Source organism: Spirulina subsalsa PCC 9445 (assembly GCF_000314005.1).
Lineage (GTDB): Bacteria > Cyanobacteriota > Cyanobacteriia > Cyanobacteriales > Spirulinaceae > Spirulina_A > Spirulina_A subsalsa.
In genome coordinates, this window is the sequence record NZ_JH980292.1 from 124,316 (window position 1) to 137,484 (window position 13,169).

General features: G+C 47.3%; 10 protein-coding genes and 1 tRNA gene. 1 reads left to right on the top strand and 10 read right to left on the bottom strand.

Annotated elements, in window-relative coordinates:
• Nucleotides 1–132 precede the first annotated feature (132 nt).
• From SPI9445_RS0101055 to SPI9445_RS0101070, 4 genes are all read right to left on the bottom strand, one after another.
• Nucleotides 133–1,833, bottom strand: a complete 1,701-nt coding sequence (locus SPI9445_RS0101055) for a DUF262 domain-containing protein (RefSeq protein WP_017302858.1) — start codon at nucleotides 1,831–1,833, stop codon at nucleotides 133–135.
• A 606-nt stretch (nucleotides 1,834–2,439) separates the two neighbouring features.
• Complete coding sequence (locus SPI9445_RS0101060) at nucleotides 2,440–3,672, bottom strand: LL-diaminopimelate aminotransferase (RefSeq protein ID WP_017302859.1); 1,233 nt, start codon at nucleotides 3,670–3,672, stop codon at nucleotides 2,440–2,442.
• Between the two features lie 369 nt (nucleotides 3,673–4,041).
• Nucleotides 4,042–4,869 (bottom strand): nucleoside triphosphate pyrophosphohydrolase, encoded by an 828-nt coding sequence (gene mazG / locus SPI9445_RS0101065; protein WP_017302860.1) that lies wholly within the window; start codon nucleotides 4,867–4,869, stop codon nucleotides 4,042–4,044.
• A gap of 34 nt (nucleotides 4,870–4,903) precedes the next feature.
• Nucleotides 4,904–5,479, bottom strand: coding sequence for a metal-binding protein (locus tag SPI9445_RS0101070; protein ID WP_017302861.1), 576 nt, complete (start codon nucleotides 5,477–5,479; stop codon nucleotides 4,904–4,906).
• Nucleotides 5,480–5,524: 45 nt separating this feature from the next.
• On the opposite strand from SPI9445_RS0101070, the gene SPI9445_RS0101075 reads away from it, so the two are divergent.
• A tRNA-Val gene (locus tag SPI9445_RS0101075) sits at nucleotides 5,525–5,597 on the top strand.
• A gap of 316 nt (nucleotides 5,598–5,913) precedes the next feature.
• Here SPI9445_RS0101075 and SPI9445_RS0101080 read toward each other — a convergent pair.
• The 6 genes from SPI9445_RS0101080 to SPI9445_RS0101105 form a co-directional block, all read right to left on the bottom strand.
• The gene (locus SPI9445_RS0101080) at nucleotides 5,914–7,155 is read right to left on the bottom strand and encodes a hypothetical protein (protein ID WP_017302862.1); all 1,242 of its coding nucleotides are present in this window, start codon (nucleotides 7,153–7,155) and stop codon (nucleotides 5,914–5,916) included.
• Nucleotides 7,156–7,328: 173 nt separating this feature from the next.
• Nucleotides 7,329–7,544 (bottom strand): hypothetical protein, encoded by a 216-nt coding sequence (locus tag SPI9445_RS0101085; protein WP_017302863.1) that lies wholly within the window; start codon nucleotides 7,542–7,544, stop codon nucleotides 7,329–7,331.
• Nucleotides 7,545–7,655: 111 nt separating this feature from the next.
• Complete coding sequence (gene ureE, locus SPI9445_RS0101090; protein WP_017302864.1) at nucleotides 7,656–8,123, bottom strand: urease accessory protein UreE; 468 nt, start codon at nucleotides 8,121–8,123, stop codon at nucleotides 7,656–7,658.
• Between the two features lie 27 nt (nucleotides 8,124–8,150).
• The gene (locus tag SPI9445_RS0101095; protein ID WP_017302865.1) at nucleotides 8,151–8,618 is read right to left on the bottom strand and encodes a DUF4168 domain-containing protein; all 468 of its coding nucleotides are present in this window, start codon (nucleotides 8,616–8,618) and stop codon (nucleotides 8,151–8,153) included.
• 263 nt (nucleotides 8,619–8,881) lie between these two features.
• Complete coding sequence (locus tag SPI9445_RS0101100) at nucleotides 8,882–10,696, bottom strand: serine/threonine-protein kinase (protein WP_017302866.1); 1,815 nt, start codon at nucleotides 10,694–10,696, stop codon at nucleotides 8,882–8,884.
• Between the two features lie 195 nt (nucleotides 10,697–10,891).
• On the bottom strand, nucleotides 10,892–12,991 hold the full coding sequence (locus tag SPI9445_RS0101105; RefSeq protein ID WP_017302867.1) for an amylo-alpha-1,6-glucosidase: 2,100 nt from the start codon (nucleotides 12,989–12,991) through the stop codon (nucleotides 10,892–10,894).
• Nucleotides 12,992–13,169 lie beyond the last annotated feature (178 nt).

A 13,169-nucleotide genomic window follows, 5' to 3' on the forward strand; every position in this document is an offset into this window, starting at 1 on the left:
GAGTCCATGATGCGCCCTCATCTAGATTCTGGTTCGAACTAACTCGGTCTAGATTCCCCCCACTCTTCCTGATTCTCACTGTCATGGAACAACTCTCTTTATCGAAAATTTTGGGTTTAAAACCCCGTCGTTTTACAAAAAATCAGAGCGCCACACCTGCATAGCTCTTTTGGCTAAGTCTCTCTGTCTGGTTGTTAGGGCATGGGGAGTCCATTCTTCCGCCTGTATCGTTTGGGTTAGTTTATACACACTCTGCTGATAAACTTCCCGCTTAGTGGGATAAATCTCATTGCCCACTTGCCGATTCAAATGAGGCTCTAAAAGGGTCAAGTTTCCAAGGCGATAAACCATTTCTTCCATTTGGCTATCTGTGAAGTTTTCCCGCCAGTTATTACTAGGGGATTCAGGCAAAATATGTTCAAGGGAAAAACTATCTTCGTTCACTTGAATCTGGGATAAGTCCTGCTCAAGTTTGCCTAAAATATAACGCACTAATTTCTTTTTCTGTCCTTTAGTCGAAATGGAGAGTAAAGAAAAGTCCTGTCTAAACTTTTCATCAGAAACATAGAGTGAACTAACCTGATCAAAAACCTGTTTAGAAGTTTTTATTTCACCTTGATTAATCCCAATGGCTACTTTATTGTAAAGGCGTTCTAGTTCATTAGGGTTTAGGCGGCTAACCACAGTATAACGAAAAGATAGTACACAGACAAGCTTTAATAGGCGAGTAAAATCAGACGGTGAGAACTGTTTGTATGCCACAAATAAGCTGGGATAAGCTTGTTTTACTCTAAATAGTTCAAGTTCGCGAATATAGGGCTGGTTTTGCGGTGTATCTCGCCAGAATTCATCCTGAGAATTACTCAGCGCAAGGAAAAGGGTGCTGTAGTCTTCAAGTTCATCGAGTAAGTCAAAGGCTTTTTGCCGATTGTTGACGGATTCACGCACTATTTTAAATAGTCTTTCTCGTCTCACTCTAGATTGTGTAATACTCAAATAATAACGGAGGAATTCAGGAAATTTCTCCATCTGCACAGTATTAATAATTCTCCTCCATTGTCTCTGGGCTTCCTGTAAGTCATCTGGTCCTTCAAACAGAGAAAACAAGTAATTTTTCAGTAAATCGGTTGAGCTGAGTTCTGTTCCTCTAGAATTTAAGGTTTCAAAGACTGTATAAGCATTAAATTCATCTTCAACGTTAATCTGAATAAAAAGCAGCCTTTTGGCAATCGTATCGGTTAGGAATTCAGCTAGTTTTTCTCCACTCTGCACAATGGATTCTAGTTCTTCTAAATGATCACAGAAATAGTCGAAGGCATTCCAGAGTAGTTGGTTGGATTTAGAGAGAGCGCGAGGGTTTAAGGGCTTCCTGAGATTAATTAAGTTACTTTGATAAAATTCATTGTTGTTTTCATTTAATATAATTTTGCTGGAATAGCGCAGAGAGCGCGGATCTTTATCACTTAAATAATTTCGTCTTAAAATTTCTTGCCGCTCTTGATTCTCGTCCTTTTGCTGTTCTCGATTTACTAAGTTTTGGATTTTCTCAAGGACAGCAATGGCTATAATACTGAGAGTAGCTAACCTCTGTTGTCCATCAATGATGGTAAACTGTTTGTCTGAGGTTCTGGAGTTTTGTAATACCACGGCTCCCATATAATGGCTAGCATCAGGGTTACTATGAAGCCCTAGAATATCCTGCCAAAGGTCTTCCCAATTTTCCTGATTCCAAGAATAATCACGCTGAAAGGACGGCACTTGGTAAATTTTGCCGTTCCCAAGTAATTCACCGAAAGTCGTTGTGCGTGTATCTAGGAGGTTAATCCGAGCCATAAATTAAGTAGGACTTTCTGAGAAAGTCTGGTATCTGGGGAGGGAATAAGGAATAGGTCTATGTTAGGTTATTTAGTTGGGGTAGCCTCAGTTTTAAAAAAAATTTTACGAAGAAATGTAAATTTTTTTTGACAGGAAGGCACGGGTTTGAGATACTAATTTTAGTTAAGTATTCTTCATAATGGGAGTGGTTGAAGTTATCGATAAGCGCAACCACTCCCATTGTATAAAATATCATTTTAAAGGTCAAAAGTCAAGCCCAAAATCTGCGAAAAATGTGCGATTTTTCACAGCCAATCTGAGATAAAACCGACCAATTTAGCTAGGGTCTGCTGTTCGCGAAGCGTTGCGTAGCAATATATCCCTCTAAGCACTGTTACTAGGACTTTTAGCCGTTTATACCAAATTAAATAGACTTGAGGGCAAAAACCTGAATTTCCCCTGTTCCTTCCCGTTCCCTGTTCCCTTGACTTCTAACAGCGAGAAACTGCAAGGTTTTAGGGATAAATCATCAAAAAGGCTTGCCTTTTTTCGACTCCCCCTGTTCCCTGTTTCCCACCCGGAGCAGAGTTATTCAGCAAGCCCTAGCTAGTGATTTAGTAAACCCTAGTTAAACTGGGCTGTAATCCGTTGCATCGCCTCTTCAACATTAGCGCGACTATTAAAGGCAGAAATGCGGAAATACCCCTCTCCTGCCGATCCAAAACCGGAGCCTGGTGTTCCCACGACATGGCAGGTTTGTAGCAACTTATCGAAGAAATCCCAACTCGAAAGATTATCTGGGGTTTTGACCCACACATAGGGCGCATTCACTCCGCCATAGACTGTAATTCCTGCCTCTGTCAGTTGTTCGCGGATAATGCGGGCATTTTCCAGATAAAAACGAACTAAGGCTTTAATTTGCTCTTGTCCGACATCGGAATAAACAGCCTCGGCTCCCCGTTGGACAATGTAGGAGACGCCATTAAATTTGGTGGACTGGCGACGATTCCAGAGTTTCCACAATTCCACTTTAGACCCGTCTGAGGCTTGGGCGGTGAGGGTTTTAGGTACAACGGTGAAGGCGCAACGAGTTCCAGTAAAGCCTGCATTTTTGGAGAAGGAACGAAACTCAATGGCGCAGTCCCGAGCGCCTTCGATTTCATAGATGGAGTGGGGGAGGCTAGAATCGGTAATAAAGGCTTCGTAGGCGGCATCAAAGAAGATGATGGCGTTGTGGCGTTTGGCGTAGTTGACCCAAGCTTGTAGGTGTTCTTTGGTGGCGGTGGCTCCGGTGGGGTTGTTGGGGAAACAGAGGTAAATTAAATCAACGGCTTCTGAGGGAATTTGGGCTGAAAAGTTATTGTCTGCGCTGATGGGGAGATAGACTAAACCGCCATATTTTCCTTGGTCATTGGCTTCTCCGGTGTGTCCGGCCATGACGTTGGTATCCACATAAACGGGATATACGGGGTCGGTGACGGCAATTTTATTGTTTTTGCCGAAAATGTCTAGAATGTTGCCTGTATCGCACTTAGAACCGTCGGAGATGAAGATTTCACTAGGATCTATATTACAGCCTCTGGCTTGAAAGTCATGGTGGGCGATTTTCTCCCGTAACCAGCCATAGCCTTGTTCTGGGCCGTAGCCTTTGAAGGTGTTGCGATCGCCCATTTCCTCAACCGCTTGGATCATAGCACGGCGACAGGCTTCTGGTAAGGGTTCTGTGACATCCCCAATCCCCAATTTAATGATGGGTGCGTTGGGATTCGCTTCCGCAAACGCATTGACACGACGCGCAATTTCCGGAAACAGATATCCGGCTTTTAGTTTAAGGTAATTTTCGTTAACCGTTGCCATAGCTGCTATTACTACTAAAATGGATGCTCACAGTGTCTCTCTGCTGTGGCCTTTTAACAGCTTACCCTGTCGAGGGGGACAAATTATAGTATCCCTACTTGAGAGCATGATGTTCTTGCCTGTTCCCTCCCCCGCCAGTCCTATTCCCTATTACCTAATCTTGACAAGTTAAGGCTCAACGTTAGAAGTCAAGGGAACGGGAAGGAACAGGGGAAATTCAGGTTTTTGCCCTCAAGTCTATTTAATTTGGTATAAACGGCTAAAAGTCCTAGTAACAGTGATTAGATGGATATATTGCTACGCAACGCTTCGCGAACAGCAGACCCTACCTATGACCCAACTCGGAGAGTACGGGGCGACTTGGGCGACTCAGTGGCCTAGTTGCGCTTTCGCTTGTTGCCACATTTGGTCTAATTCTTCTACAGAGTAGTCTGTGAGAGAACCACTGACCGACTCTTCCATTTTTTCTAAACGCTGGATAAAACGATGATTGGTGCCTTGGATGGCTTGGGATGGGTCAAGATCGTACCACCGGGCTAAATTGACTAAGGTAAACAGTAAATCCCCTAATTCCGCTTCTTGATGGGCTTTATTGTCTGTGGTGAGGGCGGCTTGAAATTCCTCTAATTCTTCGTGGAATTTAGCCCAAACATCCTCAATACAGTCCCACTCTAGCCCGGCGGCGGCGGCTTTTTGGGAGAGTTTGAGGGTGGCGAGAAGGGGGGGGAGTTTGCGGGGGTATGTGGCGAGTTTTTCGCTCAGGGGAGGGGGATTGTCGGGAGATTGTCCTTTTTCGGCGGCTTTGATAGCTTCCCAGTTGCGGTGAATTTGTTCTAAATCTTCAACGGGTAGGTCGCCAAAAACGTGGGGATGGCGACGGATGAGTTTTTCGCTAATGCCCTGGGCGACTTCGGCTAGGGTAAATTGGGCTTCATCTTGGGCAATTTGGGCTTGTAGAACAACTTGTAGGAGTAAGTCGCCCAGTTCTTCGATTATGGCTTTTTGATCCCCGCTTTGGATAGCGGCGACGACTTCGTAGGCTTCTTCGATGACGTAGGGAATGAGGCTTTCGGGGGTTTGTTGGCGGTCCCAAGGACAACCCCCTTCGGGCGATCGCAATTGTGCCACCACTTTTACTAAATCTTCGAGGGCGGTGAGGATGGCTTGAGTCAGTTTAGAATCCGGGGAAACAGACATAGGATGAACAGATTAGTGCAGAACCATCTCTAGTTTATTGGCGTTTGGCGAGGGTTTTACGGCGAGTTTTGCGCTTTTTGGCTTGGGGGAGGAGAGTTTTCCAGCCTTTGCGTTGAATGCGTTTGTGGGTCGAACCTGTCCAGTCGGCGAGACTGTGACTCATCGCGCCTAATTCTAAACCAACAAAAAGGGCGATCGCTTCGGCCTGATAGCGGGGGAAGTTTTGCCAACTGTTAATCACCACGCGCTGCCAGTTCCAAGCAAAACCCCAGATCAGTTGCGCGATCGCAATTCCCAACAAACTCACCCCCCACAGAATCACCCCCAAATACAACACCCGTAGAATCGTGCCGATTAAAAACCCATGAGACAACTTAGAACGATGACTCAAGGCTTTTTGATAGGGAATCCACAGCCAGCGCAACTTTCCCCAGCGTTTGAACTGAACTGAATAAATATCTAAATCCGGGCCAAACATCAACCCACTAAATAAAAACCCCCCCGTTATAATCAACGTCAACTCCCCACTCCCCGTCACCGCAAACGTCCCCCCCGCAATCCAGGGAAGACTCCATAACGTCACTCGATCATGAATTCGACCAGAAGGCATTGCAATTTCAAAAAAGTGTGCTAATATACATAATGTTCAACAAAGGGGCGGTTAGCTCAGTTGGTAGAGCGCCTGCCTTACAAGCAGGATGTCACTGGTTCGAGTCCAGTACCGCCCATTCCCTTAATGAATTCGTCAGTTATTCTGCAGTCAGTTATTCTCCAGTCAGTTATTCTGCAGTCAGTTATTCTCCAGTCAGTTATTCTGCAGTCAGTTATTCTCCAGTCAGTTATTCTGCAGTCAGTTATTCTCCATTTGCGGGATGGAAAAGATATCTGATATCCTCCCGACGCTGACCCTATGGGGGGAGCGCGGGCTACGGTAAACAATACCACAAATCGTTTATGTTGCCATGGTAATCATGGCAACTCTATCAAGGGTCTGCTGAATGTCCCTCAAAGCCCTGTTAATAGGGCTTTGAGCCGTAGAGGGGATTACCCGTTGGGAAACTTCCTCCCCTTGTGAGTGCAATAGTTCACACTCAGGAGGCTGAAGGCGAGTAGTCCCCAAAGATTATGAGGTTCGGGGATGGTACTGGGAGGGGGTGAGGTTTCCGTGTTAGATAGGGGGGTTAGGAGATAGATTTGTCCGGGAGTTCCGGTTGCGAAGGGGTTATTTGTCCCGTAGGAGGCGATCGCCAATATTTGACCACGATCATTGATAGCGGTTGCCGCGACTAGAGTTCCCTGCCCTCCCACGACGAGATCATTTAGATCATAAAACTGCTCATCTTCCCAGAGAAAAGCCCTGTCACCCCAATTACCACCTACCACTTGACCGGATAAATTAGCATCGTAGGCGCAAGGGTGATTTTCGCTTAAGGCACAGGCGGGGATTTCTGCCCCGGAAAAAGCCCAAGAGCTATATTTTTGATACCAATGGCTCAGAGGATCAAAATCATTCTGACTTAGATCAGAGGTAGCTGGGGAAATGCTCATGAGGGAGGATAGGTCTAAGATGGTCTGCTGATTCCCTTGAACAACGGTGACTTGTTGGGCTTGGTTAATCGCGGTGAAATAGGAAGGATTGTTTAGGCTCCCTGTGGGAATGGCAAAGTTTTCACGGGTGTTTAGATTGTGCGCAAAGCTCCCTCCTAGGTCATTATTGAAAGTTGCCCAACCACTTTCGCTAATTCCGGTGACTTGTCCTTGTCCTAGGAGATAGGAGCCTTGCTCGGGTTCCCACAAGTAGGATATTTCCGTGAGAAACAAATATTCTGGGGTCAGTAATCCAGGAATGCTGGGATTGCCGATGAGATAGTTATAGGCGGCGAGGCGTTGAGTTTCGTTGAGTTGGTCAAGTTGTCCTAGGAGGAAGTTGGTATAGGGTTCGGGCTGGAAGAATGCCGCCCAAGTTTCAGCGTTGATGGGCATGACCTGACCATAACGCAGTAAATCACTCCCTAGGTTTTGATTCCATAGATAAGACCAAGTTTCAAATCGGTCATTACGCTGAAAACCATAGGGGGTAAGAATTTGATAACTCGCTTGTCCGGCATTATTGAGGGCGAATCCATTCATCAAGTAAGAGCCGTTGGATCGTTGAACCCAAGCTAGATTGGGAATGACTCCTGGGAGGGGGGTAGCACTGTATAAGTGTGCGGCTTGAGCGAGGGAGGGGATAGTAAGGGCGAGGGATGTTGCAGCGAGAACAACCCAAGTTTTTTGGGGGAACATGGTAAGAATCCCTAAGCACTGAAATGAGTATATAAACTTATTATACCCAGTGTTTTAGCGAGGGTCTGCTGAATCAGTGGGCTAGGGAACGGGGAACAGGGAACAGGCAATCTTGACAAGTTAAGACCCAAGGTTAGAAGTCAGGGAGTCGGAAGGTCAAGGTTGAGTAAGCTCTATTGGGTCACCCAAGTCGCGATCGCCTGATAATACTCCGCCCGTTCAGATTCTGAGGCAAACTGCACACACTCCGCATGGACGCGCTTTAGTGTCTCGATTTGTTCGGGATGTTGGGCAAACTCCGGTTTAGAGCGAGCAGAGCCAATAAAAATCAATTGAGTTTGTAGCGGTAATTTGCGGAATGAGTCTAAATGGTCAGTCAAAGTAGACATAAGACCCTTGGTAGATAAAAGTGAATGGTTCAGATTATTTCTTCCTTCTTCCAGTATAGGCAGGCTTCCGGAGAAAAAAGCTGGGTGCATCTGAATGATAGGAATTATTCCCTAGTCCCCGTTTTTAGTTCCTTTGTCCGAGTGATGAGAATGACCGTAAACCCCCGTTTCTGGGGAAAAGGGCGCGATTTCCTCCCGTATTCTTAATCCTAAATGTTCCAGCAAATGCTGTAACACAGGATCAGGGGCTAGACGGAGATAAGTGAGGGTTAGTTCTAAGGGAACGTGACGATTGCCGAGATGATAGGCGGCCTTCAGTAAAGCAAGGGGGGTGTCCGCTTCAACTGTGAACACGGGTTCGGGTTTGGCAATAATGAGAACATATTCCCCTGTCTCGGCTTGTAATATATCCCCATGTTGTAAAGTTGTCCCTCGGGGCAGATCAAGCACCATGTCCTGACCGCTAGGACTGGGGAAGCGATAGCGACTCCTTTGGCGTTCCTCGGCCGTTAAGGGGAGTTCGTGGTGAGGAGTAAGATTAAATTTTGAGGGATTTAGGCGTTGGGTTAGCGTTAACATCGCAAGCAACAAGAATTAAGCAGAATCTTATTGTAAATTGCGAATCGCTTGTTGAATGCGTTGCTCCAAACTGTTGTCTGATTGCCGTTGAGAGGTAATCTCATTAAAACGCTGAATGGTCAGACCATGACGCTCCACAATGACCGTGGATTGATTGCAGTAACTTTCCGCAATTTGTCGGGCATTGCCGGGTAAACCGCTAAAGGCAGCCCGTTGATTACAGGCGATATTCGGCACGGGATTCACTAAGCGTTTAATCTCGCTGTAAGTGTTTTGGCGCAATCGTTCTACGGCGATCGCCGCCCGAGCATAATTGGTGACTTCTTCCGAGGAAACGGACTGAGCATAGACTGTGGTATCAAACCAACGGGCTAACGGCTGAGTGACGTTGGGGGCAACTCCCATCACAACTCCAGCCCCTGCGATTGCACTGGTCAGGGCAACCCGTAATAGTGCTTTTTGTAATCGAATTGAAGAAACGTTTAACGTCAACATAAGCAGTAGGTGGCTCAACAAAAGACTAGGTATATCCCCTGTATTGATTGGTTTTAGACCTGAGAAGTTCCTTAAAAACGTGGGGTCTTCTGAGGTTAACCGGATGACTTGGTTTCTTGAAACAGCTAGAACCGTCCTTGGGCTGTTTCTTCCATTTACCCTGAATCTAATGTTTTTTCTTCCGGCTTCAGTTAATTCCAGTGTAACCTGAAATTCCAGATCACGGGGCGATTCTACCTGTTCTTGTCCTAGAAATCGTCTCCTCAAACCACCCGCCACAATTTGACGGTTTGATCCTGTGAAGCTGTGGCAATGAGGAGTTCAGTGGGGGAAATGGCCAGATCCCGAATCGCACCCTTGTGATCGAATAGCATCACGAAAGGGGTAGTTTTGCCGGGATGCCAGAGGGTGAGGGTGCCTTGTTCACTGGCGGTGATCAGGAGATTTCCGGCCCGATTGAGAACTAAACGGGTGATGGCATTGCCGGAATCGGTAACGGAACCAATGAGTTGACCTGTGCGACCATCCCACATTTTCCAAGTTTGATCCGTGCTGCCACTGTAGAGCATTTGACTACTGAGACTAAAGGCTAATGTGGTGACTTTATCGGTGTGTTGGGTTAAATGGTGCAGGAGCTCCCCGGTGTGTAGGTTCCAGATTTTGATGGTGCGATCGCCGCTTCCACTGGCCAATTTCTGCCCATCGGGACTCACGGCCACGGCATAAATAGCGCTTTCATGTTGGAGGGTGCGGATGAGTTCCCCCGTGGGGAGGTTCCAGAGTTTGATCGTGCGATCGCTACTGCCACTCACTAACACCGTCCCATCGGGACTCACCGCTAAGGTATGAATCCAGCCTGTATGGGCTTCTAGGCGTTTCACCTCCTGTTGATCTTGCCAAAAGCGGATCGTATAGTCCCAACTCCCACTGATTAACTCCCCCGTTTGGGGATGAACGACCAGCGCGTCAATAATACTACGATGCCCCGAACAACGGAGCGGTTGAGGGTGTTCTTGTTCTAGATTCCAGCGCAAAATTTCCCGATCTGCCCCCGCACTGGCTAACTGTTTCCCTCCCCGCAAAAACGCGAGACTATGCACCGAACTATGATGACCTTCCAAGGTTTGCACACATTGCCATCGGGGGGTGATTCGATTCAATACATCTGGAACAGAAATGGGGGTCGTTTCTACCTGAACAACGAGAGTTTTTCCCGGATTCAGGTCTTGATAAACCGCTTGAGCCGAAGCATAACGAACATTGAGGGATTCCGCTAACAGTTTGTTTAAAATGTCCCGCAAATCATCACTCACCGGATCCGCAAGGTAACTTTCCCAAACCCAAATCCCCTCCATAGTGCTAAATAAATCAAAGGGGTGAAATCCCGTCAATAGTTGAATACAAATCACCCCCAAACTGTATAAATCGCTGGCGTAGGTTGTTTTCCCCCGCAACTGTTCCGGGGCGCTATAGGCCGCCGATCCAATTAAGGTTCCCGTTTGCGCTAAGGCTGTTTTACGGGTGATTTTAGCCGCGCTGAAGTCCACAAGGACTAAATGACCATTAGCCTGTCGGATCAGGTTTTGTGGGTTCAAATCCCGGTGAATAATGTGATGATCGTGGATGAATTGCAGAAGGGGCAAAACCTCATTCAGTAGTTGGCGAATTTCGGCCTCAGTGAACAGTTCTGACTCAATACTTTGTCCTGCAATATATTCTTGCACCAAGCTGGGGAGAAAATTCTGGATGGTGGGTTCTTGTTCAATATAGGCGAAGAGTTGGGGAATTTGGGGATGTTGCCCCAAAACCTGCAATTTGGCCGCTTCTTGGCGGAAATACTCTAACGCCCCTTCTGTTGTCACAGAACCCAGATTCTGGTGGGCAATTTGTTTAATAATACAGGGTCTAGGGGGCGAAACTCCCTCATCAACCCCATAAAAGGTGCGAGATCCTTCTCCTAAGGGTTCTAGGGCGCTATAGCGGTCACTGAGGCGCAATTTTGACCCACAATTACTACAGAATAAGTGACTCCGTGGGTTTTCGGGGCGAGGGCATTTGGGGTTAAGACAATAAATCATGATTTCTCTGAGAGGGAATGGGGAGGGGGAGCAGGGGGAGCAGGGGAGAGGGGGGGAGGGGGGGAATTAAGACTTATTACCTATTACCTATTCCCTATTACTTATTACCTATTACCTATTCCCTATTACTTATTACCTATTCCCTATTCCCTATTCCCTATTACTTATTCCCCGTTCCCTGTTCCCTGTTCCGTGCTACCGAATCAATAACCAAGCCCTCAACACCTCAGCCACCGTCCAAGCTTGGGCCAAGGCCCCCCGAGGGGTAAAGGGGGGATTGCCGTCGAAAATTTCGCTGAGACTGCCCACACAAGCCCCTTGTAGATGATGGGCAAAGGGTTGTAGAAACGTAGCGGCTTGCTCAGGATCATGATAAACCTGAAGATGGGCTTGGACAAAATGACCGATCAACCAACCCCAGACCGTACCCTGATGATAGGCCCCATCTCGTTGGAGGCGATCGCCTTTATACTCCCCAATATACTCCCATTCCTGTTCCCCCAAGGAGCGTAAGCCATAGGAAGTGAGTAAAGCCCGCGCCACAATATCCACAACGGCCTTTTGTTCCCTCGGCAACAGTAAGGGCAAACCTCCCAATGGCCCCAATTTGGCAGGCAGGGACACGGCGAAAATCTGATTGGGGCGTAATTGTGCCGCGTGACCCCTAGGCGTGTCTAACACATCATAACAGTAGCCCCTGCTGTAATTCCAAAAGCGACTAAACCCCACTAGCGTCTGATGGGCTAAATCCTCATAACGTTCGTAGGGTTTGCCCAACGCTTTGGCAAAATAGCCCATAATGACTAAAGCATTGTACCAAAGGGCATTCACTTCAATCGGTTTACCTGTGCGCGGTGTGACGACCCAATCCCCCACTTTTGCATCCATCCAAGTGAGTTGGGATTCTTCAGACCCCGCATAGAGTAACCCATCTTTGGGATCCAGCTTAATATTGTATCTTGTTCCCCGTTCGTGCCAGTGAATGACCTCCTCTAATGCCGGGAAAATCTCCCCAATGAAGTCTAGGTCATGACTGACTTGAAAATAAGCGTAGAGGGCTTCAAAGTACCAGAGAATCGCGTCTACGGTGTTGTAGGAGGGGGAGTTGTGATCATCGGGGAACATATTGGGTAGCATTCCCTGATCAAGATAGTGGGTAAAGGTGGCTAGGATTTTCCGGGCAATCTCCGGGCGACCTGTGGCTAAGGTTAGACCGGGTAAACTAATCATAGTATCCCGTCCCCAGTCCCCAAACCAAGGATACCCCGCTAAGATGGTTTTTCCTTCGGGGTCATGGGGTAGGGCGCGGTCTACAATAAACTGGTCGGCACCTAAAACGAGATGTTCTACCCAATCGGGGATAATGTAAGGGTTTTGTTCGCGCAGCGTTCCGTAGGAATGGCGGAAGGTGGGCAAGGTCAGGGTGTTATACCAACCATCTAAGAGTTTAAGTTCCTTTTGTTTGTGTTGATCTAAGGACGCTTGACTGTTAACGCTGGGGTATTTTTCCGTACTAGCTACTAGGGTGAAGGATTCCCCCACTTGTAGGGTAATCTCTACTCGGGCGACATGGTAATGATCCTCGCGATCGCACAATCCCCGCTCTCGTTCCACGGCTAAATCATAATTCTCATACCACCCCCGGTCAATCGTCCATTGCGCCCCCCGGACGACTTGGGGACTCCGATTAACCCGATCTTGAGGGTGGCGCTGCACTTCGGTTAATAAATACAGGGGGACAGCTTCGGGGAATGCCACCACTTTTAATCCCTTATCGACTACATCAACATCCATCGGCCAATCATTGCGTCGGGTGTCTTGATGGGAGTCCCGATAATTAACTAAAACCCCACATTGTAAGCTTAGGGGGGCGCTGGCTCGTTTGACGGTATAACGGATATAGGTGGTATTTTGCCCCTGTTCCATCCAGACGCGCTTTTCTAATAAACTATCCCCACAGGCAAAAGTCCAGACGGGAATCGTGCCATCGAGATGAAACCGTTCGATGTGTTGATACCCGCGAGGAAATACGGTTTTTCGGGCATCATGCCAGCGATTTGTGGCCAGTAAATAGGTTTTTTGGTGATAAATGACCGACTCTTCCAACTTCGTGAGGAGTAAAGTTCGACCGAGGGGAGGTTTTAGGGCGGCCATTAGTAGCCCATGATAACGACGGGTGAGGAGTCCCGCCACGGTTCCGGCCGCATAACCGCCAATCCCATTGGTCACTAGCCATTCTCTTGTTTCGGCTGGGGGGAGATGCCCACAGATTTCACGTCCAAATTCAAGGCTCATGGGGTTATCATCCTGATTGTAGTCTGAATGTGTCAAAAGACTTGCGCCATAGGGAGCGTAAGGTTAATTCGTTGGCTTTGGGGGGTTCACCCTAAAAAATATAAGATTTGGCAGGGTTGGGAACAGTTGGTGATTAATTAAGTCGAAAATAATCTGCAAAACAAATAATCCGAAAAGT

Excerpts from the sequence above, each read along its gene's own strand:
- ureE (WP_017302864.1), bottom strand. The coding sequence starts at position 8,123 with ATGTTAACGCTAACCCAACGCCTAAATCCCTCAAAATTTAATCTTACT.
- SPI9445_RS0101105 (WP_017302867.1), bottom strand. The coding sequence starts at position 12,991 with ATGAGCCTTGAATTTGGACGTGAAATCTGTGGGCATCTCCCCCCAGCC.
- SPI9445_RS0101085 (WP_017302863.1), bottom strand. The coding sequence starts at position 7,544 with ATGTCTACTTTGACTGACCATTTAGACTCATTCCGCAAATTACCGCTA.
- SPI9445_RS0101070 (WP_017302861.1), bottom strand. The coding sequence starts at position 5,479 with ATGCCTTCTGGTCGAATTCATGATCGAGTGACGTTATGGAGTCTTCCC.
- mazG (WP_017302860.1), bottom strand. The coding sequence starts at position 4,869 with ATGTCTGTTTCCCCGGATTCTAAACTGACTCAAGCCATCCTCACCGCC.
- SPI9445_RS0101080 (WP_017302862.1), bottom strand. The coding sequence starts at position 7,155 with ATGTTCCCCCAAAAAACTTGGGTTGTTCTCGCTGCAACATCCCTCGCC.
- SPI9445_RS0101095 (WP_017302865.1), bottom strand. The coding sequence starts at position 8,618 with ATGTTGACGTTAAACGTTTCTTCAATTCGATTACAAAAAGCACTATTA.
- SPI9445_RS0101055 (WP_017302858.1), bottom strand. The coding sequence starts at position 1,833 with ATGGCTCGGATTAACCTCCTAGATACACGCACAACGACTTTCGGTGAA.
- SPI9445_RS0101100 (WP_017302866.1), bottom strand. The coding sequence starts at position 10,696 with ATGATTTATTGTCTTAACCCCAAATGCCCTCGCCCCGAAAACCCACGG.
- SPI9445_RS0101060 (WP_017302859.1), bottom strand. The coding sequence starts at position 3,672 with ATGGCAACGGTTAACGAAAATTACCTTAAACTAAAAGCCGGATATCTG.